The following is a 26,754-nucleotide window of genomic DNA, read 5'->3' as shown; positions in this document are numbered from 1 at the left end:
TATCATAATGACTCTTAAGTGATGTTTTGCTTTGGCGTGTGTGCTTATGTTCAAAAAGCTTAATTATGGCGCTTAGTGGGCAGATGATTTTCGAGTAGACTTAGAAGCTCAATTGCGGTTTTAATTTTATCCAGGGATTTATCATGCACACTGCCGATGATTTTATTGAACATTTAGCGCTAGAACAGCATGTTGAGGGCGGCTATTACCGCTCATCCTATCGTTCTGAAACGCCGTTTGATCAGACTCGGGCATTATGGAGCAGCATCTATTTTTTACTGCGCACGGGTGAAGTTTCCCACTTTCACCGCCTAACCGCCGATGAAATGTGGTACTTCCATGCAGGACAATCGCTCACCATTTATATGATTGCCCCTGATGGCGTGTTAACCACGGCGCAATTGGGACTCGATTTAGCGGCGGGCGAGCGACCACAATTTTTGGTGCCTAAGGGCTGTATCTTTGGTTCGGCGATGAATCAACCCGGCTTTTCGCTCGTGGGCTGCATGGTGTCCCCCGGTTTTACCTTCGAGGATTTTGAGTTATTTAGCCAAAAAACGTTACTAGCCCACTATCCGCAGCACAGCGAAATCATCAAGCGTCTGAGCCGATAGGCAGAGTGAACGCTCATTTTAAGGACTAATTTTCTGGATTGTATGCTCGTCTTTGTCTGTTCTAACCTTGGTCTGCATATGATTAATTGTAGGTTATTATGCTTACAGAATAATTAGAGTGCCAGAAGTTTAAATTGATTAAATAGTGTTCGGCTTGCTCATATATAACCTGTATTTCTGTTTATATGAATCTAGTGTAGTTTATTTTTTATTAGGGTAATTCTTTGCGTGATAATGATTTGTATGAATGGACTAAAATAGATAATAAATTAACAGGCTGTTTCCAATTATGAATCATTGATGGAGGAATATCTGCGGCTAATAGGTCAAAAGTAGTAATTAAATTACTACTATTTAAATCATGCTATTAACCAATAACGCTGCATATTTTCATGAAAATTAATCTAGCAGTGGATAATTTTTTTAACTTTTTCGTGAAGCTTGCAACAAATGTATACAAAGTTGTTTTTGTTTTTGTTAACATTGGTTTCAAGTTTTTTAGGATAAATAAGTTTTCACGGATGATAAGAGAGATTACAACTCTTTTTGGTATTGTGCTGTTTGTATTATGTTGTCCAGTGTATGCCAAAACTGTCTATAGATATAACTCACCTCTAGATTTTCAACGTGATTACACTACTCAAATTATTAGTGAACTAACTGATAGTCAAATCAGAATCATTGATTTTGATTCAAACATGCAGCTTTTGTCGCACAAGATTGTTACCGGGAAAAGTCTAGAATATCAATGCACAGATCGCATTATAGGTGAGCAAGCCGCAAGCCTTGGTCATGCCTATAAGTATTGGTTTAGTAATCAGTTGGATTACTGTGAAATCGACTCAAGTTTTTTTCCTTATATATATGATTCCATCGTTTCTGAGTTAATAGTTGAGCCTAGCACTATTATCTTAAACATTCCGAACGATATCCCGCCCGAACTCGAATTACCTAATGGAACACTTATTCAGCATGTATTTGATTTGATACCTATAGCCGATTTCTCGTCCTTATACCCTGTGATTTCAAAACGATTAACGCAGAACGGAACACTCGTTGTGAAAGAAGGTAAATACACCTTCCAACTATTATTACTTTCTAAAGGAGATATGAAGTGATACAAAAAAATAACTTGAGCAAGGTCGCCATTTGTGTGGGGCTCGCTTTAACATCTAGCTCAGCTATAGCTGCAAACAGTTGGTTATCACGGGTCAATACTGTCACTGAACAGCAAGACAAATCCATTGTATCAGCAAACCATATGCAATCAGTTTCAGTGATGACTTCTGATTCTTCTAACGCTGTATTCGATATTACTGTGTCTTTGCACAATAATCCTGAAGGGAGTGATCAGAAAGCCTACGAGGAAATATTGGGTTATTTTGCCGATGGGGTATGTGAGCAATCGAACGGTGAACATAAGCTCGGAAAGATAAGTATTTTCAGAGAAAATAAGCATAGATCTAAATCTGACATTATTTGGGGCGAGCGTGAATGGCCGCGAGCAAATACTGCGGGCTTTGGCGCCAATGGTATGCATATTTGGTTTGGAGATGTTTTTCCAAATGGTGCAGGGCAAGGCAAAGATCACAATATGCTCACCGATACCCTGGGCTCTGGCTACACCTTGGCCCACGAGTGGGGACACTACGCCTATGGTGTGTATGACGAGTATAAAGGTAACGCGGTTTCCGGTGCAGCTAATGCAACGCTCACCACTGACGTGGCTACTGATTCCATCATGAGTAATCAATGGCAAGCAAGAAACGGTGATATGAAATGGTTGAATCATTCAACTGCGATTAATATTGGCGATGTAAACCGTACCGCACAGGGACGAGTGTATGGTAAGAGTGCTTGGGAAGTACTTACTCAAGACGTTAAAGACGACCCTAAATCTGGGCGGAAAACGGCTCAGCCAACTCGTACTCGATATACTACTTTGGCGAATAATGCGCCAGATGCTAATAATCCGGTAAAGAAAGAGTTACCCGCAGCGCAGTTTAGTTGTCGTGATCAGCTTGATTTTGTTTGGGTTGAAGGCGATATCGATATGCAGATTGTCATGGACCGTTCGGGTAGCATGTCTGGTTCACCTATCGATAACGCCAAGCAAGCCGCTAAAATACTTGTTGATGCGACTGCTGAAGGCAGTACTGCGATGGGATTAGTTTCATTCTCAGGCCGTTCGAGTGTTGAGCAAGATTTTGCGATGCAAAAATTGCCCAAGCCAGATAACGGTGTTAAACAAGCTTTGAAAGGTGCAATTGATAATATTTATGCCTATGGTTCAACGGCATTGTTCGATGGCAGTCAGTTAGCACTTGATAATTTATCGGCTTATCAGGCTTCGGCGGCAAGTGGCGCACCAGGTGTCGTTTTTGTGCTTGCTGATGGTGACGATAATAATTCTATAAAATCAGAATCCTCGGTCATCACTGCCTATCAAAATGCTAATGTACCAATTTTTAGTTTCGGTTATGGCTCAGCTTCTCCAACGGGTCCTTTAGTGACAATGGCCAATGCTACCGGTGGAAAATACTTTTCTTCACCAACAACACTCGCGGAAATTATCGATGCTTTTTTACAAGCAAATGCTATTGCCACTGATAACCAAAACTTAGTGTCATCAACGCTTAATATTGCAAGTGGCACGGGTGCAACCCAGAGTATTTATATCGATTCTGGTTTAGATAATGTCAATATTTTCGTAAACCATAAAGGCGGCGCTTCTGACCTGCAACTCACGCTAAAAGATGCTTCAGGTCATAATGTCAATGGCGTAACTTTCGATTGTTTACCTGTGTCGGGAGGGCAATCTTGTAGCGTCAATGTCCCTAATAGCGTTGTTGCCTCACTTGGTCATGGTGAATGGCAACTTGAGTTAATAAACACAAATGCAAATCGTGCGCTAGATGCGACGGTCAATGTCAGTGCAGAGCCAAGTCTAGCGGGAAGTTATACTGTCTCTGTTGAGGGATTTGCTGGTAATGCCGTAAGTTACCCAAGCCCGATGATTTTAACGACTGCGTTAACCAAAGATAAACTTATCACTGGTGCTAATGTCATCGCTACGATCAAGGACCCAATGGACAACACGACCAACTTGGAAATGTTTGATAATGGCCAAGGCGGTGATGCGGTTGCAGGTGATGGTATTTACTCCGCCGTTGCACCATACAATCAGAATGGTATTTATCAAGTCGAAGTGAATGTTGATAACAAAGAAAGCAAGGCTAAATATACTGCCACAGGCCTATTTACACCCACATTAGACGGCTCTGAGCCAGTACAAGAAGCTTTACCAGCCATAACGGAGAATTTTGTACGTATTGCGAAAACCTCATTGGTTGTGAGCAATGTGCCTTATTTTGACAGTGATGGTAGCTATATCACCGCAATTAAACTCGATACGACCAATGCTGGTATCAATGGAGTGATTGACAGTGCTGGCGATCTTGATTTCTATGTCTTAGAAAATATAGATATGAGCAAAGACCTCGTGGTACGTGTGACAGACTCTAGCTTAGGTATGAAGCCAAAGTTAACCGTTTACAAATCAGACGCGTCTACGACAATTGTTGATAATGTTACCCTAGCAACAAATCCATCAGCGACAAACTATGTATTTTCAAAGCTAGCTAAGTCTGAATTGGAATCGACTTTATATGTTGTCGTTAGCCACGAAGATGACACAGCTGTTACGGGAGGATACCAAGTGAGTGCGGGTGAGCCTTTAAACACTGACGTCCCGCCGAACAATGTGCCAGTAGCCAACTCGGATGCTATGACAATTTGGGCTGGCCAAAAAGTGACAATTTCACCTTTGGCAAATGATACGGATGCAGATGGTGATACTTTAGTGATCGATAGCGTTACTACTGGATCTACTAAGGGGACTGTTGCGGTTTCGGGCAATGTTATCAGTTATGACTCAGGTAGTGCCTTTGCAAATGAAACACCAGGCTCAACCGTATTAGATAGCTTTGCTTACATCATTACCGATAACAAAGGTGGCTTTGCTGAAGCTACAGTTGGTGTCAGTGTAAAAATTAATACACCGCCAACAGCAACGCCTGATGCTATCAGTGTCAATGAGAATGCGACTGTTACAATATCGCCGTTAACGAATGACACTGATGCCGATGGTCATACTTTTACCCTCACGGCTAAACAAGCTAGCCTGAAAGGTAAGCTGACAGATAATGGCGATGGTACGTTTATCTACGATCCTAACGGTCAGTTTAATGATTTGGCCAAAGGTGAAACGGCCAATGAAGTATTTAGTTACACCATCACAGATGAAATTGGCGCGACAAGCACAACTGAAGTGACTATTAGCGTTGTTGGTCTTAATGCGGCTCCTGTTGCTGTCGCTGACACAGCGGTAACGACTAAGTCGGGCAACATACAAATTGCCTTACTTGCAAATGATACCGATGTTGATGGAGACACGCTTACTATCACAGCTATTGATGTTGGCTCTTTGAAGGGCAAGGTCACCAATAACAATGATGGTACTGTGACTTATAGTCCTAATGGACAATTTGGTCATCTATATCAAGGTCAATCTGCAACTGAGACTTTTAGTTATACCATCTCAGATGGTGATGCTGAAATGAAGGCATCTGTTACAGTGACGATCAATGGTGAAGGTCAAGCGCCGGTAGAACCTGAAAAAGAAGGTTCTTCAGGTGGTAGCTTGTCATGGCTATCATTGCTACTTGCACCATTAGCGTTTAGCCGCCGTCGAGTTAAATAAGACGGCATAGTGCGCAATAAAAAAGCAAGCTTAACCGCTTGCTTTTTTATTTTCTTAAATTCAGTCAACTCGGTTTGAGGTTCAGTATTTAAAGTGAAAGCTTTACCTTCCAGCTCCGCGTGTTTGCTATTCAAAACAGCGCGACAAAGATGTTATTTTCTAGCAAAATAGGCCAATTTTTTGTCTTAAATACAGCAATTTGGTGAGTTAAATGGCGCGTAAGGGAAAGGGTGAAAGCGAGTCGTATCGCAAGTTTATAGATGAACAGGCAAAGCAAGCTTATGAAGATCTTGTTAAAAACCAATCACCTAAAAAGGCATTTCTAGGGGCATTACTTGGTGTTTTCTTAGGTTTAGCCTTACTTATTCTCTTTGTTTGGAATGGGTTAGTGTTTTATTGGATGCTCTTTGTTCCTGCGGCCGTTATTGGTTACTTGGCCTGCAAGTTTGGGAAAATCTATGAGAGTAAGTATGCAAACATGGTGGGTGTGATTGGGCTACTAACCAATGGCATTGCCGTCATGACCCTATATAACTTTGAAGCTCTTGCCTTATCATCTATTCCCATTAGCTTTTTTGTGACTCGGTATTTCGCCAAACTGAAATTGACTGAAGCACAGGAGAAGGGGATCTGGCGTAAGGAAATAGGTCAGTTGTAGCGAGTACTCAAAGTTAACGCCTGTGGTCTGTTTGGCGTGGTCAGCCGAGCTGACCGTAATTATACCTTTCAGCCGTAAAACGCTACTCAGTGTCGTTAAATTTGGCTCAATAGTAAGATATCCCCGCGACAAGACTTGTCTATTGGCGTTTAACCACGTAAAACAGGCTTTTTGGCGTACCTCTATGTACCAAGTGTTAGGAGTAATTGAATTTGGAACACTTAGTGTGGGAGCTCGATCCTGTATTAATCTCGTTTATGGGACTAAAAATACATTGGTATGGAGTTTTGTTTGCTGTTGCTATCACTGCTGGTTTTCAGGTGATGAAGCGGATTTATATCAAGGAAAATCTCGATGTCGAGTCTCTTGATAATCTGCTGATTTATTGTGTGGTTGGCATCATAGTGGGCGCGCGTTTGGCCCATTGTATTTTTTATGATCCGGCTTATTACTTTGCCCATCCGTTGAAGATTTTGGCGATTTGGGAAGGTGGACTCGCCAGCCACGGTGGGGGTTTAGGAGCTATTCTGGCGCTGTATTATTACCAACGCAAAGTGAAGCTGCCATTCCTGTTTTTGTTGGATAGACTCGCGATCGCTACCGCCATTTTTGGCTTTTTTGTGCGTATGGCGAACTTTGCCAACTCAGAGATTTTAGGCGATCCAACGACAAAACCTTGGGGCATTATATTTGCCCGTGTTGATATGTTGCCAAGGCATCCGGCGCAGCTTTATGAGGCTTTTGCCTATTTGGCTATTTTTATTGCGCTTTATACTCTGTATCAATTTACGCAGATTAAACAACGGCATGGCGCGATTTTCGGCCTGTTTCTGGTGTCGGTATTTAGTGCGCGAATTGCGATTGAATCGATTAAAGTCAGCCAAGCGGCTTACTCTGAATCTGTGCTAAGTGCGGGACAACTTCTGAGCTTACCGTTTTTAGCCGTAGGTATAGTCTTGTTGTTCTTGGCGTATCGAAAGAAAACCGTTTAAATTTAAATATCAAACGGTTAAAAAAGGCTTTCTATCGAGATAGAAAGCCTTTTTTATGAATTAATCATCAAGTATGACGTTAGGCTGTCTTCACTATATTGGTCACCTGCACCATGGCATCCCGAGCGGAACGGCTCACGCCCGAGAGTTGGAAGAAACCATGGATCACCCCAAGATAGCGGCGGCAGTGGGCATTCACGCCAGCCTCTAATAGATTCCTAAATAGCTGTTCACCTTCATCGACGAGTGGATCGAATTCGGCGGTGATGATATGGGTTTCGGGTAAGCCTGCTAAGTCATCACGGCGTAGTGGACTGGCTTCGGCATCGGTTCTGGGGTGCCAATCTAAATACAGATCGAAACCTGTTAGCAAGGTGTCGCGGGTGATGATGTATTTCTCGCCATTGTCGCTATAGCTTTGGCTCTTCGCGGTGGCATCGAGCATAGGATAGATAAGCACTTGTTTGTGTGGCAACCATTGCCCTTTGGCTTTTAAACGCAGGCAAGTGACTAGGGCTAAATGGCCGCCGGCGCTGTCGCCCATTAGGGTGATCTTGGTGTTATCACCGCCCCATTGGTGGCAATGTTGATAGATGGCTTCTGCTGCATGGCAGGCATCGTCGTGGGCAGCGGGATAAACATGTTCTGGGGCGAGGCGATAGCGAACGGCAATCACCAGTGCGCCAGCATCATTGGCGAGTTTACGCAGTTGTTGATTGTGGGTTTCAACGCCGCCACTGACAAAACAGCCGCCATGGTAGTAAATGACAACGGGTAAATCGTTTACTGCCGAAGGTTTGAACAGGGTCAATTCTGCGCCATCGATAGAAACTGCGCGCACCTCGAACACCTCTTCCGCTTCACCTGCGAGTACCGTGCTGGCGATATAACCTTGTCTACGTTGCTCAATGGTCTGCTCTCGCACCGATGGACAACCCGCCGCGATAAACTCGCTAACCAATTGTTTAATTCCCTCTTCTAAATAGAGTTGGCTCATTTAATACTCCCTCAATGTTCAGTGCGCTCGGCTGTTCTGTAATGGGCAGAGTTTATCGGCAGTTTAATTGAAATGGTAGCCGCAGTGATGAGAAGCAATAGCGGATTAGCAGCATTGACATGATTTCTGCCAGTAACTATTTTTGCTCAATTTGTTTTTGCTCAGATTGTTGTGCGCACTCTGGCTCTGTACTCATTAATTAGATGCTTGTTAGCCTAAATTCACACACTGTGATGAGTCCTGTTTTTAGCTCTGCCATCAACTCATTAATGAATACGGTTGCAGTCGGCATATTTTCAATATTACAGATTGAGTTGTATGGCGACTTGTAAGAAAATTACCAAATCAATTGACCATTAGGCTGGATGCGCTTAAATTTCCGCCTGATTGTGTGTTAGTTAGCACTAGGTTGTCTATTTGTGAAAGTTGCTTTCAGTCTCTTGGCTAAAATATAGGTTGCCAAGATACCGTTTGAGCGACACATTGAGCCAGCGCTCACATCGTTATCCGTACTCTATTTGCAGGAATTCTTCGTGGCTAAAGCACCCAAAACATTGCAACAACGCATGAGCATAGTCGCCCTCACTTGGCCGATTTTTGTCGAGACCTTGCTGCAATCACTGCTTGGGATCAGCGACATTTTTATGCTCAGCCATTATTCCGATAACGCGGTAGCGGCAGTGGGACTCACGACTCAGCTGATGTTCTTCATGATGGTCATGTCCATGATGGTGAGCACAGGTGCGAGCATCTTGATTAGCCAGAATAATGGCGCAGGCCAGTCGCAACAGGCGGTTGATATCGGGGTGGCAAGTGTTGCATTGAGCTTAGGACTCGCCTTGATCATGGGCGCCTCTATGTTCTTCGGCGCTAAGGGGATTATCGGCCTGTTTGCGCTTGAACACGATGTGGCAGGCTTTGGATATGACTACTTAGTGATTTGCGGCAGCTTGAGTATAGGCTTGGTCATGAACATCGCTTTTGCTGCGATTTTAAGGAGTTACGGCTTTACCCGCTCGGCCATGCTCGTCACCTCAAGCACAGGCTTGATGAACGTCATTGGTAATTATATTGCCCTGTATTCTCCCTTTGGCTTGCCTGTTTATGGGGTAACAGGGGTGGCAATTTCCACCGTCACCAGCCAGATCATCGGCGCTGTGATCATGCTGATGGTGATCCGCTATAAAAAGATCCCGTTGCCGCTGCAACGACTTAAGCTTTTACCGCGCAGCACTTATTGGAGCGTGATGCGTATCGGCTTGCTCAATGCTGGCGAGATGCTGTCTTACAATGTAGCTCAGATGACCATTATCTATTTTATCAGTCAGATGGGGACGTTATCGCTCACGGCTTATACCTATGGGCTAAACATCAGCCGGTTTATTTATTGTTTTGCGGTGGCGCTCGGGCAGGCGACGCAAATTCAGACCGGATACTATGTCGGCAAACAATGGTTCGATGAAATCACCACTCGGGTGCAGCGTTACTGTCTAGTGGGCTTTATGGTTTCCCTTGGTATCGTCTTAGTATTCTACTGGCAGCGATTCACTATTGTTGGCTGGCTAAGTGAGAACGAAGAAGTCATTCAACTGACGGCGTTATTGCTTGCAGGTTCAATCGCGCTCGAAACGGGGCGGGTGTTTAATCTGGTGATTATTTCGGCATTAAAAGGCGCGGGTGATGTGGCGTTCCCTGTGCGGGTTGGCCTCTTTAGCATGTGGGGCATTGGCGTGCTATTGGCATGGTTCTTTGGATTGCATTTAGGTTACGGCGTGCTTGCAGCATGGCTTGCCGTTGCGGCAGATGAGTGGGTGCGTGGATTGATTATGGTACACCGTTGGCGCTCGGGTCGCTGGCAGCGTTTTACGCGTATTCCGCCAGTAACCCCAGCTTAAACTGTTCTGATATCAAAAGGTCAACGCTTATTGGTTGCCCCATTTGCCCGATTTCAGTAGTTCATTTTTAAATTGTAGATACCTTGGGTGCCCTTCATCGGTTTCGATTTCCATGGTGCTGTAGGGGGCAAAAATAGCCCCTGGAATTTGGCATCCTCTAGTAAGAACGTCTTCTAATGAGGGCATAAAACATTCTTTAATCGGGTCAAAATGGATTTTATAACTTGCATAGCCGCGCGCAACAAATCTATCGGTTATGGTTTTGAATAGCTGTCCAAAAGGTGTATCGAGCGTCTCTGGCGTGGAGTAATAAAAGCCTTGTCCGTACCAGTAGAGTAATAAGGCGGTACCTGCGTCGCAGAGTGGATGTTCGATAATCGCCCTGACCATGTCGGGATCATCGTTATCCCAATTCAAGTTGGCCGCGACAAAATGCAATTCCTCCATACTTTGTAAGTCACTGATACAGGTGATTTGTGTCGCCGCTTTGCCAAAGTAGGTACTGTCTTGATGTAAAAAGTCGTAATCGGGATCGGCGAGTAATTTGGCGAGTTGTTGTTGATTGGCAAAACAGCCAAATTCTGCGCATTCATAGGCGCGAATAAATTGTTCCTGGGAGAGTAATTTAGCCAAGGGAATCCTTTCTTTTTATAGAAAACACAGTTTATAAAAAATACAACGCCAGCCTTTACGTAGTAAAAGGCTGACATCGAAGAAAAGGAGCGTAAAACGTTACGCTTGCTGTTGCAGCAGGGTACGGCATAGCTTGATAAAGTCCGATGACGTGACGATACCGAGCACCTTTTTATCGACATCGACGACGGGCAAGCAGCCGAGTTTGTTTTCGATAAAATATTCCACCACCACAGTTAAGGGCTCGTCGGCAGTAAGATGCTGAAAGTCTTGGTCCATCACGGTTGTGATCGGCGTGTATCGTTCTTTGCGCTCGAGCGCGCCTTGGCCGTACTTGTTCAACATAGTCATCACGCTGGCGATCATCTTTTTATGGGTGAGTACGCCAACGAGGGTGCCATCAATTTCAGAAATCACAGGTAAGTGGCGTACGCCACGGGTTTGCATCAGATGGTGGGCATCTTTCAAGCTGGCGCCATCGCTGATGCAGATGACTTGATCACTCATAATATCGCTGACTTTCATTGTTAAATTCCTTTTCTTGCCATTCTTAGGCGTGCATTTAACACGCTGCGTTAGCCTGCACCGATGCTAGCAGCTTCCTTGTTCGCTGCGCTAGCCCCGCTTAAATAAAGTACGCCATTCAGTATAAGTATTTGAATTGATAGAAATCATAAAAGGCTGACAAAGACGTCACAAATGTGTAACAGTGATGTCTCACAATCGGGGTCTCATTAGACCTCATACCAGTGAAGCCTTATCTAACAAGGAATAATAATAATGAATCGTACCGTAACTCGTCGTGACTTTTTGGCTATGTCGGCCAAAGGTGTTGGCGTTGCTGTGATCTCTTACGGCTTGATGGGCTGTAGCGATAGTAATGATGATAATTCTGTACCTGCACAATTTTTACATGGGATTGCCAGTGGCGATCCTGCTATTGACGCTGTGATCCTTTGGACCCGTGTCACGCCTGAATCTGAGGGCGATGTAAAAGTGAGCTGGCAAGTGGCAAGCGATGCGGCCTTTAGTCAATTAGTGACCACGGGTGAGATGGTCACTAATGCGAGCCGTGACTACACGGTTAAGATTGATGCCCGCGGCTTACGTGCTGGCCAAAACTACTTTTACCGCTTTATGACAGGTGACAAAACCTCTGCCGTGGGTAAAACCCGTACTCTGCCTGAGGGCGATGTGAGTTCTGTCAAACTGGCGGTGATGTCCTGTGCGAACTTTCCAGCCGGATATTTTAACGTCTATGAGTTAGCGGCGGCGCAGGATGACTTAGATGCCGTGGTGCATTTAGGCGATTACATCTATGAATATGCCCGTGGCGGTTATGCCAGTGAGCATGCTGCAGAGCTTGGCCGTGAAGTATTACCGGCCACTGAGTTGCTGACATTGGGCGATTATCGCACCCGTTATGCTCAGTACCATACCGATGCGAGCCTGCAAAAGTTACACGCGAAAGTGCCTTTTATCACGGTATGGGATGACCACGAAGTGGCCAACGATACTTGGCGTGATGGCGCCGAGAATCATAACGAAGGCGAAGGCGATTTTGCCGTCCGCAAAGAAGCTGCACTGCAAGCTTATTTCGAATGGTTGCCTATTCGTCCATGGCGCGAAGGGAACCATGAAGAGATTTACCGCAGCTTCAGTTACGGAAATCTCGTTGACATGCACATGCTCGATACCCGTGTATTGGCCCGTGATAAACAGCTCGATTATGCCGACTATATGGATCCGACAACGGGTTCGTTTGCGGGCGAGCGTTTCCTTGCCGATGTGACTTCGACCACTCGCACTATGCTGGGTCTGACGCAATTGTTATGGCTGCAGGGCACTCTGCTGCAAGCAACGGGCAAGTGGCAGGTGTTAGGGCAACAGATTTTGATGGGCAAGATGTCATTGCCGGCGGCGATTGCGACTCAGCAGATGAGCATTCCCCAATATGCCATGTTAGGTGCGTTAGCTAAGCTAGCGGCGCGTGCGGCGGCAAATGATCCCACGCTGACCGCCCAAGAGTTACAATATCTTCAGGCTAATCAAGCCTTATTAACCCCAGAAGTTATCGCACTGCTGCAATTACCTGCCATTCCATACAACTTAGATGCTTGGGACGGTTATGCCTATGAGCGTGAGGTGATTTTAGGTACGGCTAAATCGAAAAACCTCAACCTAGTCGTGATCGCGGGTGATACCCATAATGCCTGGGCTAACGAGCTTAAAGATGTGAATGGCGATACCGTTGGGGTGGAGTTTGCGACCAGCTCAGTGTCTTCACCAGGTCTTGAGTACTATTTGAATCTGCCCGCTGAGCAGATCCCTGCGACTGAGGCGGCGATCGTCGAGTTAGTGCCAGATCTTAAGTACGCTAACTTAAGAGATCGCGGCTTTATGACGCTCACTTTCACCGCTGATGAGGTGCGCAGCGACTGGCATTATGTGGATACCATTCTATCGAAGGATTTCCAAGCGGCAACGGCACGTGGTTATAGCGCCAAGGCAAAAGTGGGCGAGCATGTGATTACGCCTATCGTTTAACGCAGGTATTTATTCGCTGTTTTTAGGCCACCTTAGAGTGGCCTTTTTGTTGCTTTTTGCCTAAAAAGGCAAAATAAATGTCTGTTGTCACGCAAGTTCTTACTATTACTGCAGCACAGCGCATTTTTTTGGTATAAAATTCGCTCCCAAAATTCGGCGGCTGCCTACACTTGCTAAGGCAAAGCTGTTTTAGTGTTTTGGGAACCTTTACCCGCCGAACAGACCTTACAGGGGTCATAAGCTTTAACGACCTAAGAATAAAATCAATGTGATGGGGACTGTGTCATGTCAGAAAAGTATTTTGTTACCGCGCAGCAATTGCTGGAAGATTCATTTTTATTAGCTTCGCAAGTGTATGAGAGTGGCTTTCGTCCGCAGTTTATTGTGGGTATTTGGCGTGGCGGCGCTCCAATCGGGATCGCGGTACAGGAATTTTTCGACTTTAAACAAGTTGAAACCGATCACATTGCCGTGCGTACTTCTTCCTATTATGGGATTGGCACCGACAAACAAAGTAAAGAAATCAAAGTTCATGGCCTGCATTACATCGTTGAAAATGCGAACGCAAGCGACGGTTTATTGATTGTGGATGACGTGTTTGACTCTGGCCGCAGTATCCATGCATTAAAAGAAAAACTCAGCCAACTGATGCGCCTGAATATGCCAACCGATATACGTATCGCTTGCCCTTACTACAAGCCAAAAAATACCGCAGTGCCTTTAAAGCCTGACTATTACATCCATGCCTCTGAAGACTGGTTAGTTTTCCCGCATGAAGTCACAGGTTTAACGCCGGAAGAAATTGCCGAAGGCAAGGGCGATTTAAAGAATATCCAGCACCTGTTTAAATAGCTTGCTCGCGGCGAAATATAGACTATTTTCGCAATAAAAAATGCGTTAACGATTAATCGTTAACGCATTTTTTGTTTTCTATATCGACGACTTATAAATCCATACAGTTCGCATAGTAAGTCACAGTGGCGGGCCAGTCGGAGAACACTCCAATCACACCGACATCTTTAGCTAATACATCGAGTAATTCAAAGGTATCGCCTTCGTTATCTATGGCTTCGGTAATGCTTTGATAATAAAAGCCGCCGCCATTTTTTAATAATCCAGAACGTTCCAGCGACCAAGTGATGATCTTAAGCCCAGCGCCTTTGGCGGCCTTAGCGTATTCCGAAGGGATGATCTTTTTGTCCGCATCTAAGGCGACTAAAACCCAGAGTGGCGGTGCGATAATTTCGACGCCTTGGGTCTTCAAATCCGCCATTGATGGTGACCAAGTGGCAGAGTTTTGCGGATCGAAAGCGCTGTTATAATCGTATCTGTCATCGAGAAATACGGCTTGTTTCGCAAACTCAGGTGCATTGGCAACCCAATATTTGATGTCATCTAAGATAAATGATTGAGGGAATACTTGCGAAGCATCGACGCCTGCCGCCGTGTATTCATCTAACATTTTTTGTGCGTAATCCTGCTGAGTAAAACCATCGAATGGCATAGATACGCTGGCGGCTTTGAGCTCTGGCGTCATCTTCACACCAGCTTTTTTAAACATTTCAATACTTTCGGCGTGGGTCATCAAGGTGCCATTGCCAGCGTAGAGATCGGTGCGCCAGTTTGGAGTACCATTGATGAATTCGGCCGCAGTGGTCGCTTTAGGATTGCTGCCTTCCATCTTACCCTTGAGGGTTTTAAATTCGGCGAGGGTGATATCGCTGGTGCAACAGGTCGCCGATGCGCTTACGCCATTGGCGGCATCAGCAGGAGTGAATGGGCTCGAACATTTATTAGCCAGTTCAGGCACAGCTAAAATGTTGGTCGTGCTGGCAAGATCGCACTGTGAGTGGCGGCACACTAAGGCTTTATCGGCGGTGAAGGTGACATCACATTCAACTATGCCAGCGCCCGAATCGATAGCCGCTTGGTAGGATTCCTTTGTATGCTCAGGGAATTGCATTGGTGCGCCACGGTGACCGATGGAAAACTCGCTGCGATAAAAATTGTCAGTGGTGCATTGTTCTAAGCGGGTTTTAAGTGTGCTGTCTTGCATTTGACGCACGAGGAATAAAGGTCTTTCTCCCACTTGAGCTGGAACAGGTTTGCTGGCGGGTGGCGTGACTTCTGTGTTGTTATCGTCACTATTGCAACCAGCTAATAAAGCGCTAGCGGCAATTAACAGGCCGAGTGAGAGCGACGAAATAGGGCGTAGTTTCATCAGATTTACCTATGAGTAATGATGTAAATTATTAATATTAATCAGAAACTCTAAAGTGTTAATGTGACTAAAAAAGCCAATTTTTATGACATAAACAAGAATATATACCGGTTGCACGACGATTATCTAAAGCACGCTAGCTTGCGATGAACAGCCATAGACAGAGGATGAGCGAGATATATGCGCAGTGTTGTTTTAGACTTGAGAATTGACTCCACTGTGCGAGTCGATGAAACTGGCATGAATATTTTCATCTGGGCGATCTTTCTGGGCCGAAATCAAGTACACTGCGCTCCTTTTGTTTTATGATGAGCGTTTGGTTCGCTTGATAAGACAAACGTGACAAGCATCATTTAGGAAATAGAGCAGAATGAGCAAGGGCAAAAAATACGATTTTCGCGTGACACAGGGCGACAAAGGTTGGAAAACTGAAATCACTCGTCGCATGACATCAACTAAAACGGTTGTGTCTAAGAGCCATGATGGTTTTGCGACCGAAGCCGAAGCGCAAGCTTGGGGCTTGACTGAATTACAAGTGTTTTTAGGCACGTTAACTGAGCGCAACAAGCGTCGTTCAGAGAAACAAGCTAAAGCAAAATTAGCGGCAGCATTAGCAGCTGAAGCGGCAACTGATGCCGAAGATCTTGATGAAGATGATTTCGACGAAGAGTAACACTCACACGTTTAGTATTGTCTTATCAAGCTAGTGTGATTGTTAGGGCGCGCATGACGCGTTCTGAAACGTCACTCTGGCTATGAATAACAAAAGGCGGATCTTAGGATCCGCCTTTTGTGTTTTTGTCGCTCAACCTCGTTGAGCTTGTAAACCCATTTGTTGTTTCTTCCTGTTTATTCCGCACGTTTTGGTCAATTGAGAGCCGTTATCGCTATAGTCTTGTTTTTAGAGAGTTTCAGCGCTATTGCGTATTCTATACCATTAATAAATAACGATAATTATTATCGTTTAGTTTACTTGGATTCGGGTCTGTGCTCATATGTAGAGAATTCGAACACACGTTTAATTTTATTAAGGTAAGGGAACTCCTATGAAACTACTTCAATCCAGTTTATTACTGTGTTTGTCGGCTTCGGCAACCATGAGTTATGGCCAAGCCTTAGATGGAGAGGCGTTACGCTTGCTACAGGCGTCGCTAAAGGATTCGAGTTTGGATGCACAAGCTCAGTTAACCAATACTAAGCGGGCATTGGCGTTAGATTTGAGCCATCAATATGCGCAGCTTGCGCCTATCTTACAGACTGAAATAAACCAGTATCAGTTGGCCGTAAATGCCGATGACATTCTGTCTCAGCATAGGCTCAATGATAATGTGATAACCAAAGCCGATGCGTCGATTCGCCGAGTGAAGGGCCTAAGTGCCAAAGCGGATTCTCTGGTGCAAGTGCGTCTGGCGGATGAAACCATGTTAACCCCATGGCAGCAAGGTGAGTCTCCTTTATTTGCCTATGAGCCCGATGGTGACGAGAGTCAGTGGGATTATATTGAAGCCTTTGATATTCATGGGCAAGTTCATCAATTAGACGTGTATAACCTACCGCAGCAGCCGGTGTTTGTGGTCGGTATCGACAGTAAAAAAGCCTTTGTGGCTGGCTTAGAGGTGATGCGGGCGACATTTGCCGAAGCACAATCGGCGAAAAAAGATGGCGTGCTACTGAGCCGTGCGCAAACACAGGCGGTGGCAGACAAGCCTATTTCAACCACAGTGATCAAACAAATATCCTTGAAGGATGACCATGAGCCGTGGATTTCTGGTCGTGCCGAGATTTACGGCATAGTGACTGGGGTTGACCCGAGCCGTGAAGAACCTGTGCTCGATATCGTCGAAATGCCCTATTTAGATTATGCGGATACGACCTATTATCCGAATCAAATCATCATCCATTGGGAGCGTTATCGTTGGGCGGCTGCGGACATGATCCTAATGGAGCATGACGATGGCACTAACTATAAAGTGTTGGCCACTAAGTTGTTGGAAGCGGCGGAGCAGATCTTAAAGTCGATCCCCGATCCAGAAGCTCAGGGTTATGCGCTGATCCCGCAAATCACCAATGGTATTTTAAGTGTGATGCCGGATGCTTGGTTCACTAATGACGATGACTTTGTTGACGTGTATTACACCTTGCAGGAAGGGGTTGAATATCCTAACTTGAACGGGGCTAACGGTAATGCGATGACGAGCTTTGCGCCATTAGTCATCCAACCAAGACCATGATGAATTATTGCGGCTAAATGCAATGGCTGGAATGTAAAAGCGGATCCTAAGATCCGCTTTTTTGTTTTTATCACTTAACGTTAGGCTAAGCCATTCACCTTAAGCTTTTAGCTTGAAACTACCTTGCATAATCGCCCAGTGGCCTGGGAAGCTGCAGAAGAATTGGTAGGCTTCAGTAGCGCTCATGCCAGCAGTGCTAAAGGTGATAGATGTTGATTCGCCGCCGCCCACTAATGGCGTGTGAGCGATAACGCGAGTATCACCTGCTTTGACATAGGCAGCATCAGGACCGGCACTCATACCTTCGGTCGCTACGGCTGACATATCGGCTGCCTTAGTTAATACCCAGTTGTGGCCCATAGCTGCTTTTGGCAAAGTGCCTGAGTGGGTTAAGGTTAAGGTCACTTCTTTACAGCTTGCAGGTACAGACAGCTCTTTAGTGTCAAATTGCATTGCATCAGTGGCGGCAATTTTCAGTTCACATTCGTTGGCACTCGCTTGGCTAGCGAATAATAATCCGAGGCCGATTAGGCTAGTGCTGGTCACGTTACGTAAAGCTGTGCTTTTTGCTTTCATCTGGTACTTCCTTAGTTGAACAAGGGTAGCCGAGTCCTTTTGACTCGGACATGCGCCTACCAGAATAAGCAATCTTCATTAAATGGGAATGAAATCAGCGTGTAAATTATGTATATGCAACTTTCGTTTGAAAGCTTGCATCGTTATTGGCGGCAAAATTGTTAGCGGTAAACATAGGTGAGTACTTAGTTGGAGTGAACTAAGTACTCAGAAGTTATTATTTATATGTTTGATTTATAAATGATAATTTGTAGGTTCTAACGCAGGGCGTCTACTTCAGAACTTCTTACGTTTTTAGTACGAAAGCTCCTGTCGATAGGGAATAGCACGTTGTGCACCTGGGCGAGTGACAGTAATGGCACTGGCCGCATTGGCAAATCCCACGGCGGCAGCAATTGACATACCTTCGCTCAAGCCGACGACTAGGGCGCCGTTGAAGGTATCCCCTGCAGCGACTGTGTCTATGGCTTGCACTTCAAGTGCGGGCACTAGCCCGGTAAAACCTGGGCTGCTGATATATGCGCCGCGACTGCCTAAAGTAATCACTACAATTCCTACACCTTGCTGGTGCAGAAGCTGCGCAGCCATTTGAGCATCATCGAGATGGTTAATTTCAACGCCAGTTAAAGCTTCTGCTTCAGTCTCATTAGGCGTAATCACATCAACCCATTTGAGTACATCGTGGCCAAGGGCGGTCGCTGGGGCGGGATTTAATACCGTAGTTACGCCAAAGGTTTTTGCCATTTGTAATGCCTTTGCCACTGTGGCAGCAGGCGTTTCTAGTTGAATTAAAAGGAATTGAGCACGGGAAAACAGAGCATAGTGATTTTCTAAATCATCGGGTGAAAGAGTGGCGTTGGCTCCCGCAGCAACACCTATGGTGTTTTCACCGTTGTCACCGATAAAAATCATCGCTGTGCCTGTACTCTGCTCCGCTATCTGGCTAATACCTTCTGTACTGATGCCATCTTTAATCCAGCTTTGACGCATATCATCGCCGATACTGTCTTGGCCGAGGTGGCAGATAAAGTCAGTGCGGGTGCCTGATTTAGCTAAACGCGCGCAGGCGACTGCTTGGTTGGCTCCTTTACCTCCCTGTTCGAGTCGATAATCTCGGCTCATTAAGGTTTGCCCTGCTGCGGGCAGGTACTCAAATTTCATCACATGATCGGCATTAGCACTGCCGATAACGAGTATCTGGCTCATAGAAAACTCACTGTTATTTTCATCTGCGATTGAGATAAGTTGGATCATAGACACGTAAACTGTCTACCAGTAAATCGACAAAACCGAGTCTGTCGAGCCCAAATAGCACAGTCGCATTGGCGGTTTTGCCTGTGAGTTGATAGCGATCAACCACTGTCATGCCTAAGGTTAACTCGCTTTGGGTTTCAATCCCGACCCAGCAATCTTGTGCCTCAAACAGCTCAGGTTTGAGCAACCAAGCGATAGTACAGGGGTCGTGCAATGGCGCGCCAATGAAGCCCCATTTAGGATCTCTGTGGTAAATCATAAAGAAATCTAATAACTCGGCGACGCACTGAGCAATTGGATTTGGGATGGCGCGAATCCGTTCTATATCTTCATCCATGATTTGCGCTTGATGGGTCACATCGAGCCCGCACATAGTGATGGGAATACCTGACTTAAAGACGATATCTGCGGCTTCGGGATCGACAAAAATATTAAACTCGGCGGCAGGCGTCCAATTACCGACACCCGCGGCGCCGCCCATCAGCACAATGCGCTCGATTTTAGGGCGCAGCTCGCTATGACTCGCCAGTAAAAGGGCAATGTTAGTCAGCGGCCCCGTGGGCACTAAAGTCACTGGCTGTGTGCTTTGGCGGATTTGTTGCGCCATCAGTTCAACGGCCGTTATGGCTTGTGGGCTGAAGCTCGGTTCGGGCAATGCGGGGCCATCGAGGCCAGTCTCGCCGTGAACATTGTCGGCGATAATCAGTTCACGTGTTAGCGGTTTAGTGGCACCGCCCGCGACTGGGATATCACCACGGTTTAACAGGGTTAAGATCCGCAGGGCGTTGTTGAGGGTTTTATCTGGGGTTTGATTGCCAGCGCTAGTCGTGACGGCAAGGGGAACGAGGTCTGGGTGAGCTAAGGCTAAGATCAGCGCGATAGCATCGTCATGGCCGGGATCGCAATCAAGAATGATGTGACGAGTCATACTGTTACTCCTTTAAACAGCGGTACTGGATGCTTAGAATAGCATGCCATAAGTTAGGCGCTAGCCTGTGGAGGGCACTTGCAGAGTAAACTGTGAGCATTTTCGTCTTTTTATCAACAAGCTGCTAGAATTCTGCCCATTTTTGACATTAGGCGATGTTAGGTTAATCCATTCTCGCTCTGTCGGCTGCACAACATTGAATGACATATCCAAGCAAATACAAGGAAATAAGTAATGCTCACTCATCGAATCACTTGGCCTAAGGCTTTACTCGCGGGCATGGTTGCCATGCAGATCTCTGGCTGTAGCGATCCTCAACCTATGGCCATTATTGAAAGCAATAACGAGTCATTGCTGCAGTTCGATAACGGTAAACTCATCCTATTTAAGGAAAAACCGAGTCCGCAGTATCGCCATATTCCCTGTGATTTACCGGCAGTAAGTTCCGTGATAGTAAATGATATGGCAGTGGCTGCCCTCACCCCAAATGGCGATGTGATCACTTGGGGAAATAGTTTTAGCGGCGGCGATAGCCGCGAAGTTGCTGCGGAGCTTAAACACGTTAAACAAGTCGTGCCTGTAAAGGAAGGTTTTGCCGCCCTGCGTGAAGATGGCACTGTGGTGTACTGGGGACGTGCAGGGAAACTGAGCCTCGACAAAGCCCTGCAAAGCCGTATGACAAACATCACTAAACTCTATGCTAACCGTGAGGCGGTAGCCGCACTCGATGCCAGTGGAAAAGTGCACACTTGGGGTTATGGGCCCGAAGGCGGCAATAGCCAGCATGTGCAGGATAAACTGGTGGATATAGTTGATATCTTTGCCGAAGGACGAAGTTTTACGGCACTTAAGAAAGACGGCAGCACTGTGATTTGGGGGCAAGTTGAACGTTCAACCAATATGAAAAAGCTGCTGCCGCAGTTAATGGATGTTGTGCGTGTTGAGTATACCCAAGGGACCTATGCCGCTTTGAAAAAGGATGGCAGTGTCGTGACTTGGGGGCAGAGTAGCGATATTTACCCTATTCGCAGTGCGCTACAGGATGTCGCGAGTATTACGTCAAATAGCTGTGCTTTTGCAATCTTAAGTCCAACGGGTGAGGCGCACTTTTGGGGCAATGAAACGAACTGTGGTATCGATTGGCTCAAACAAACGGATATTAAAGGCGTGAACAGTATTGTCAGTGTTGGCACAGGATTTTTGTTGCTGCGTGACAATGCCGTACCGCAAATCCTTGTCGATGATAGTGACTACGCCTATCTATATGGTTTTCACTATGCTCAAGATATCCTCAATCGGTATTGGCAGGAGGGAAGCAAGATCACCCCAGGTTCGGCATCATTTGTATTTACCCGTCCTGACGGCAAAGTCGTGCCAGTAGGTTATAGGGCTAACCTAGACAATGTTGAGAAGCTCATAGCGCGTATTCCACGATTAACTTGGTTAGCGAGGGCGGGTGAGGGGTATGTCGGGATCAGTGAAAAGGGGGAATGGGTCTCTTGGTCGATGAATAACGAGATGTTCGCTAAATCTCCGGTACCGCCTGCCGATTCGTTGGTGATAAAGCCGCTGGATTTTACCCCTGTTGCCCAATGCGAAACGCCAGAGCAACGGCAGGTGATTCTGAGTCAGGAAAGGCCTAAACCTGAAGTGAAAATGTGGTTGTTTAGTGAATAGCACTAACCTCTTTGCCGCTATTGTGCTGATAAACGGGATATTTCCCTGTTATTCAAGTCGTGATAGTGATTATTTCTTTTAAAGTGGCAGTTAATATAACTTTTTGACTGTTTTCAGCGAAGGTTCTTCGTTAGAATGCTGGGTGTTTTCTGTTCAATTTCATGATGTCGTATTAATTATAAGTGCGATACAAGGATGATAAGTATGAAATTAGCATTGTGTTCACCTATTGGATTGTTTCAAGGTGCCAGTGTGTTATTACTCTGCAGCTTAATTGGCTCAGAGCCAGTTCAAGCCACATTAGATATAGCTCGGAGCGAAAGCGGCGCAGCTCATACCCATGTATTGCCGGTATTTGGTCAGCAATTAGGGTTCAATCTGCCTGCGGGCTGGAAGCAGGCTTATCATGAGGAGCAAGCTGGCATGTTTATGGCAGAATATGTGCCTGAGCAGGAAGCATTAACCCAGTGGAGTGCACTATTTTGCGTGCAGGGCTTTAAGGATATGGCCGAGAGTATTAGCCCTGAGCGTTTTTTAGATGCGATGGCCGAGACCTATAAATCGACCTGTGACGGCGAAGTGGTGTACCAGAAGCTCGGCGACACTGAAGTTGATGGACATGAGGGATTTAAGGCTATTTTAGGCTGCACAGCCATGCCCAATATCCACAATGTCACGCAAGTGAATCCCAAAGCCTATGCTTCAACTCCTCAAGGGGAAATTGGCTACTATACGGTTGTCAGTGGCAATAAAGATTTGTATCTACTGCATAAGTCGATGCGAGGTGCCGTTTTTTCTGCCGATAAACCACCATTGCAGGCAGATAATAGCCAAGATTTTATCTCCGCTTTAGTCCCATTCTCCTTGAAGTAGAACGTAGACGTTCGCTTGAGTTTGATGGACTTTCATCCGTATAGACGTCTATAATGCGCGCGCTCAGGCTCTATAATGTGCTGAGCCTTAAGGGAGTATCGCTGTTTTATTGATGGCTGTGCCCTATGAATCAAATTTTTAGTCAACCTTCTGAGGTGCTTGCGTGCGAAAGCCGCGAGATAATCGGGAAGCCAGTGAAATTCTGGCACTGCCCCCGCAACGGTAAAAGGTGAGAGAAGACCGCGTTTGATTGGTGTGTTCAAGACAGAACCCGATAGTCAGAATGTTAAAGGTCAGTCTCGCGTTAATTCTATTTTTACGGATTAACATAGCCTAAGTCCGGAGACCGGCCCTAAAGGTGTTTTTGAGATTTCGGTGGGCAGATCTCAAAATGCGATAGTCACTGTCAGTATCTTTTACTGAATGAACAGTATCGTGGCGCTAATGCCCCGTTTTCCTTGCAGGAGTTAAAGGTAAAATGGGAACAAATCCAACAAAAATCGCGCTGCTGATCGGTAGCCTTTGCAGTTTTTCCGTTATCGCGCCCGCTATGGCGGCTGACGCTACCAGCACAGCGAAAGTCGACGAGCATCTTGTCGTGATCGGCCGCTCTGACAATACCCCGTTAAATATTGCCGCGAATGTGAATGTGATTGACGCTGCGGCGATTGAAATGAGCGGTGCCACTAGTGTGACTGAAGTTTTACGCGGTCAAAGCGGTATTCAAATTTCAGATAATAACATCGGTACTAGTTTTGCGATGCGTGGCTTTAGTGCCAGCACTGCTGTGAATAACACGCTGATTTTACTTGATGGTCGTCGCCTCAATAATATCGATATCGCTGCTCCTAGTCTTAATGCCATACCGCTTAACCAAGTCGAGCGCATCGAAATTTTATCGGGTAGTGCGGGTGTGCTCTATGGCGATCAAGCGGTAGGCGGCGTGATCAATATTGTCACTAAATCTCCTGAAAATACTGGTGGTAGCGTGCAGTTATCCGGCGGCAGCTTTGATACCTATGAAGGTCGTGGTGATGTGTCTGGCGCGATCAACAAGGATTGGCGTTACTTTTTCACTGGTAGCTATAACCAAGGTGACAACTATCGCAAACATAATGCTAACGAAACCGGCTCTATTCTTGGCCGCATTCAATATAAAACGGCCACAGACTCCTTCTTTGTTGAAACTAGCTACTACGACGATGACCGTGAAAATCCGGGCTCATTGACAGAAGAACAGTTCAATAAAGACCCACGCCAATCTTTCAAGAGCAGCGAATATGTCCATGAGATGACCACTGCGGCGCGCACGGGTTATCAGCATCAGCTTAATCAAAATTGGGCTTTAGCAGCGGATTTAGATTATAGCGATACCTTAGTGTCTTCTTTTAATTGGGGGGCGAACAGCCATAACACGCGCTCACTGTTGATGTTTAGTCCTAAAGCGTTAGCGAACTACAGTACCCGTCAAGGTGAGCTAAACCTAGTCACAGGTTTAGACATCAGCCGTGGTAAGGCTGATTTTGACACTATGGCGCGCAGTAATGTGCAGCAAACACAAAGTGCTTACTTACAAGCCACTGTTCCATTAAGCCATACCCTAAGTTATGTTGTGGGTGGGCGATATGCGCGGGTGACCGACGAGTTAGTCGATCGCAAAGTTTATCCTAATGGTATCGATTTAGATGAAGATGCGACAGCATTTGAGTTTGGCCTAAACTACCGTCCTAGTATGGAGCACAGATTCTATCTGCGTGGCGATGAAAACTTCCGTTTTGCCAAAGTGGATGAGCAAGCTTATACCCCTAAAGATGTGTTTGGCTTAAAGCCGCAGACGGGCCGCTCCTATGAGGCGGGTTGGGATTGGACGCTTGCCAGCCAAACCCTGCGAGTGAACCTGTATCGCCTCGATTTAGAGGATGAAATCGTGTTCGATCCTAGCGCAGAGACACCTCCAAAAGGAGATTTCCAAGGTGCGAACGTCAATGCTGACGCTTCTCGTCGTTATGGCGCCAGTGCCGATTGGGATTGGCAAGTGACTAAAGCGCTGCAGCTCGGGCTAGAGTATAACTATATCGATGCTGAATTTACTGACGGTATCAATGATGGCAAAGAGCTATCTTGGGTGGCAAAACACACGGGGCGCGGTTATGTCAGCATGGATTTTGCTGAGCATTTCCAGGTGTTTGCCGAAGCTATCTACACGGGTGATCGTTTTATTGAAGGCAATAACGGTAACGAAGGCGATAAGTTATCTAGTTACGTGCTTGGTAATTTAGCCTTGAACTACAATCGTGATGCTTGGCTTGCCAGTCTGCGTATCGATAACCTATTCGATAAAGACTATGTTAGCGCAGGTTATTACGGTGGCCTTTGGGGGGATAGTTATTACTCTGGTCGAGGCCGTGATATTCGTTTAACCCTTGGTTATCGTTTTTAATATCTGATTATATAAGCTATTTTGCAGCCTTTAAATGAATATAAAGGCTGCTTTTGCTATTATCTATTCTTAAATTGTTTATCTTGTTCTTCTTTATTTAGCGGTTTAATACCAAGATAATATTCATAGCTATTTTTATCATTATTATCGGCAGACATCTCATTTTTATTATTAACTTCTTTCGATGTGTTGTCTTCTTTTTTTGCATACATAGTTAATTTAGGCTTAGTCTGTTTAGACTTGGTCTCCTCTGCAGCTGACTTATTCGCTATACTTTTAATCTCTTCATTGTCAGTAGCGGGTTTGTCTTCTATCTTGCCAAATTTATAGTTAAAAATAGCATTGGTTTCTACTGTTTCAATGGTTGATTTTTTCATGGTTTTGTATGATGCGACAATACCATGCTTACCTAAGGTAACTTCGGGATAAATTTTCTTACCTGTACCAACCTTTGCACCATCGACATACCAGTCTGCATCAACGTTGCTCGTTAGGGTAATCACTGTGGACTTAAGGCCCAGTTTTTCATTGAGTAATGATTCTATTTTGTTGTTATATGACGGCTTAAACGTCATGTTAACTCTATAATGCAGTTCTCCATTCATATTCATACTAGCATCAATAACCTTGTATGATAGTAGTACACTTTTATCGCTAAGGAATGGATCTGAATTAATCGTATTTTTAACTGTATACTTTTCGGTATCTTTTAAACAATCATTTATAGATTGAAATTTAGAACAAGTCATAGAGCTTTCTAGGTCAATTGACTTAACACTATCAGCACTGGATAACTCAGCAACAATACGATTAACTATTTCTTTTTTTAATGCAAAAAGTTGTGCGCTTCTTTGAGTTCGTTGACTATTAACAATTTCGTACTGTTTTAATATATCTTGATAGTTTTCTTTGTTTTTAACTTCGTCTTCGACCGATTTCTTTTCAAGTGAATCAATGTTCTTTACTAAGGTTTCGATTTCTTTGAAGTAATTACTCGGGTCACTTTCTGTTAAAATGGCATTGGGTAATGCCAATATTGCCTTGTTATAATGCTCTTTCTCGTTTTTGATGTTTGTTAATAGTGATTCATAATCATATTCACTTTTCTTATGATTAGATAAGCGGTCATTAATAGATATTAACAAGTTATCAATATCAAACTTTTGTTCGATTTGGTTTACTGATTGGTTTTCAGTTGCAGTTATCAACTCTAAGGCGTACGAGTTACTTGCACACAAGCACAACAAAGCAATGGTAAATTTACTGTATCTCACGTTTCTCTCCGATATTTTATCTGAAACAGTCAAAACAGCTTACTATTTCAGTGCTTTGAGCAAAAAACTCTACGTTTGGGCCATGATACTTAAGTTGATTTTTCTTTTCAAATGGATTGTTTGTTTGCCAATTCCAAATAAAGACATTTCCACTTTGATATCAGTTTGAGGCTCAATTGTAT

General features: G+C 45.1%; 21 protein-coding genes and 1 riboswitch. Of the genes, 13 read left to right on the top strand and 8 right to left on the bottom strand.

Going from position 1 to position 26,754, the window contains the following annotated elements:
* Positions 1–143: 143 nt before the first annotated feature.
* The 5 genes from Q4Q54_RS01590 (at position 144) to lgt (ending at position 7,026) form a co-directional block, all read left to right on the top strand.
* Complete coding sequence (locus tag Q4Q54_RS01590) at positions 144–614, top strand: cupin domain-containing protein (protein ID WP_311987399.1); 471 nt, start codon at positions 144–146, stop codon at positions 612–614.
* Positions 615–1,006: 392 nt separating this feature from the next.
* A complete protein-coding gene (locus Q4Q54_RS01585) occupies positions 1,007–1,732 on the top strand; it encodes a hypothetical protein (protein ID WP_311987397.1) in 726 nt (241 codons plus the stop codon).
* A 143-nt stretch (positions 1,733–1,875) separates the two neighbouring features.
* The gene (locus Q4Q54_RS01580) at positions 1,876–5,376 is read left to right on the top strand and encodes an Ig-like domain-containing protein (protein WP_311987395.1); all 3,501 of its coding nucleotides are present in this window, start codon (positions 1,876–1,878) and stop codon (positions 5,374–5,376) included.
* A 211-nt stretch (positions 5,377–5,587) separates the two neighbouring features.
* Positions 5,588–6,034, top strand: coding sequence for a hypothetical protein (locus Q4Q54_RS01575; protein ID WP_006084117.1), 447 nt, complete (start codon positions 5,588–5,590; stop codon positions 6,032–6,034).
* Between the two features lie 212 nt (positions 6,035–6,246).
* Positions 6,247–7,026 carry a prolipoprotein diacylglyceryl transferase gene (gene lgt, locus Q4Q54_RS01570; RefSeq protein WP_311987466.1) on the top strand — a complete coding sequence of 260 codons (780 nt, stop codon included), beginning with the start codon at positions 6,247–6,249 and terminating at the stop codon, positions 7,024–7,026.
* Between the two features lie 79 nt (positions 7,027–7,105).
* Here the strand turns inward: lgt and Q4Q54_RS01565 are convergent, their stop codons facing one another.
* Entirely contained in the window at positions 7,106–8,023 is a 918-nt protein-coding gene (locus tag Q4Q54_RS01565) for an alpha/beta hydrolase (protein WP_311987393.1), read from the bottom strand.
* A 533-nt stretch (positions 8,024–8,556) separates the two neighbouring features.
* Between Q4Q54_RS01565 and Q4Q54_RS01560 the strand changes: the two genes are divergently transcribed.
* On the top strand, positions 8,557–9,918 hold the full coding sequence (locus Q4Q54_RS01560) for an MATE family efflux transporter (protein ID WP_311987391.1): 1,362 nt from the start codon (positions 8,557–8,559) through the stop codon (positions 9,916–9,918).
* Between the two features lie 27 nt (positions 9,919–9,945).
* Here the strand turns inward: Q4Q54_RS01560 and Q4Q54_RS01555 are convergent, their stop codons facing one another.
* Together Q4Q54_RS01555 and Q4Q54_RS01550 are read right to left on the bottom strand one after the other, a co-directional pair.
* On the bottom strand, positions 9,946–10,551 hold the full coding sequence (locus Q4Q54_RS01555) for a DUF4274 domain-containing protein (RefSeq protein ID WP_311987389.1): 606 nt from the start codon (positions 10,549–10,551) through the stop codon (positions 9,946–9,948).
* Positions 10,552–10,650: 99 nt separating this feature from the next.
* Positions 10,651–11,076: an HPP family protein gene (locus tag Q4Q54_RS01550; protein ID WP_263209330.1), complete on the bottom strand. Its 426-nt coding sequence runs from the start codon at positions 11,074–11,076 to the stop codon at positions 10,651–10,653.
* 255 nt (positions 11,077–11,331) lie between these two features.
* On the opposite strand from Q4Q54_RS01550, the gene Q4Q54_RS01545 reads away from it, so the two are divergent.
* Together Q4Q54_RS01545 and Q4Q54_RS01540 are read left to right on the top strand one after the other, a co-directional pair.
* The gene (locus tag Q4Q54_RS01545; protein WP_311987385.1) at positions 11,332–13,098 is read left to right on the top strand and encodes an alkaline phosphatase D family protein; all 1,767 of its coding nucleotides are present in this window, start codon (positions 11,332–11,334) and stop codon (positions 13,096–13,098) included.
* A 285-nt stretch (positions 13,099–13,383) separates the two neighbouring features.
* Entirely contained in the window at positions 13,384–13,950 is a 567-nt protein-coding gene (locus tag Q4Q54_RS01540; RefSeq protein ID WP_028759331.1) for a phosphoribosyltransferase, read from the top strand.
* A gap of 91 nt (positions 13,951–14,041) precedes the next feature.
* Here the strand turns inward: Q4Q54_RS01540 and Q4Q54_RS01535 are convergent, their stop codons facing one another.
* The gene (locus tag Q4Q54_RS01535; RefSeq protein WP_311987383.1) at positions 14,042–15,319 is read right to left on the bottom strand and encodes a glycerophosphodiester phosphodiesterase family protein; all 1,278 of its coding nucleotides are present in this window, start codon (positions 15,317–15,319) and stop codon (positions 14,042–14,044) included.
* 370 nt (positions 15,320–15,689) lie between these two features.
* Here Q4Q54_RS01535 and Q4Q54_RS01530 point away from each other — a divergent pair, with 370 nt between their 5' ends.
* Both Q4Q54_RS01530 and Q4Q54_RS01525 read left to right on the top strand, forming a co-directional pair.
* On the top strand, positions 15,690–15,992 hold the full coding sequence (locus Q4Q54_RS01530; RefSeq protein ID WP_006080221.1) for a DUF3622 domain-containing protein: 303 nt from the start codon (positions 15,690–15,692) through the stop codon (positions 15,990–15,992).
* Positions 15,993–16,365: 373 nt separating this feature from the next.
* Positions 16,366–17,550, top strand: a complete 1,185-nt coding sequence (locus tag Q4Q54_RS01525) for a DUF3103 domain-containing protein (protein ID WP_006080223.1) — start codon at positions 16,366–16,368, stop codon at positions 17,548–17,550.
* 99 nt (positions 17,551–17,649) lie between these two features.
* On the opposite strand, the gene azu is transcribed toward Q4Q54_RS01525, so the two are convergent.
* The 3 genes from azu to rihA all read right to left on the bottom strand — a co-directional run bounded on the left by azu (position 17,650) and on the right by rihA (position 20,308).
* Positions 17,650–18,126, bottom strand: coding sequence for an azurin (gene azu, locus Q4Q54_RS01520; RefSeq protein WP_006080224.1), 477 nt, complete (start codon positions 18,124–18,126; stop codon positions 17,650–17,652).
* Between the two features lie 294 nt (positions 18,127–18,420).
* Entirely contained in the window at positions 18,421–19,332 is a 912-nt protein-coding gene (gene rbsK / locus Q4Q54_RS01515) for a ribokinase (protein WP_311987380.1), read from the bottom strand.
* A 19-nt stretch (positions 19,333–19,351) separates the two neighbouring features.
* A complete protein-coding gene (rihA, locus tag Q4Q54_RS01510) occupies positions 19,352–20,308 on the bottom strand; it encodes a pyrimidine-specific ribonucleoside hydrolase RihA (protein ID WP_259507810.1) in 957 nt (318 codons plus the stop codon).
* A 234-nt stretch (positions 20,309–20,542) separates the two neighbouring features.
* Here rihA and Q4Q54_RS01505 point away from each other — a divergent pair, with 234 nt between their 5' ends.
* The 3 genes from Q4Q54_RS01505 (at position 20,543) to Q4Q54_RS01495 (ending at position 25,298) form a co-directional block, all read left to right on the top strand.
* On the top strand, positions 20,543–21,985 hold the full coding sequence (locus Q4Q54_RS01505; RefSeq protein WP_311987378.1) for a hypothetical protein: 1,443 nt from the start codon (positions 20,543–20,545) through the stop codon (positions 21,983–21,985).
* Between the two features lie 204 nt (positions 21,986–22,189).
* On the top strand, positions 22,190–22,858 hold the full coding sequence (locus Q4Q54_RS01500; RefSeq protein WP_259589525.1) for a hypothetical protein: 669 nt from the start codon (positions 22,190–22,192) through the stop codon (positions 22,856–22,858).
* Between the two features lie 136 nt (positions 22,859–22,994).
* A riboswitch (cobalamin riboswitch) is annotated at positions 22,995–23,228 on the top strand.
* Positions 23,229–23,336: 108 nt separating this feature from the next.
* Positions 23,337–25,298 (top strand): TonB-dependent receptor, encoded by a 1,962-nt coding sequence (locus tag Q4Q54_RS01495; RefSeq protein ID WP_311987375.1) that lies wholly within the window; start codon positions 23,337–23,339, stop codon positions 25,296–25,298.
* Between the two features lie 59 nt (positions 25,299–25,357).
* On the opposite strand, the gene Q4Q54_RS01490 is transcribed toward Q4Q54_RS01495, so the two are convergent.
* Entirely contained in the window at positions 25,358–26,572 is a 1,215-nt protein-coding gene (locus Q4Q54_RS01490) for a hypothetical protein (protein WP_311987373.1), read from the bottom strand.
* Positions 26,573–26,754: the final 182 nt, after the last annotated feature.

Origin of the sequence: Shewanella sp. SP2S2-4, from assembly GCF_031932025.1 — a bacterium.
GTDB lineage: Bacteria > Pseudomonadota > Gammaproteobacteria > Enterobacterales > Shewanellaceae > Shewanella > Shewanella baltica.
Note: the sequence above shows the minus strand (reverse complement) of the source record. Positions and strands in the feature narration are given on the sequence as shown.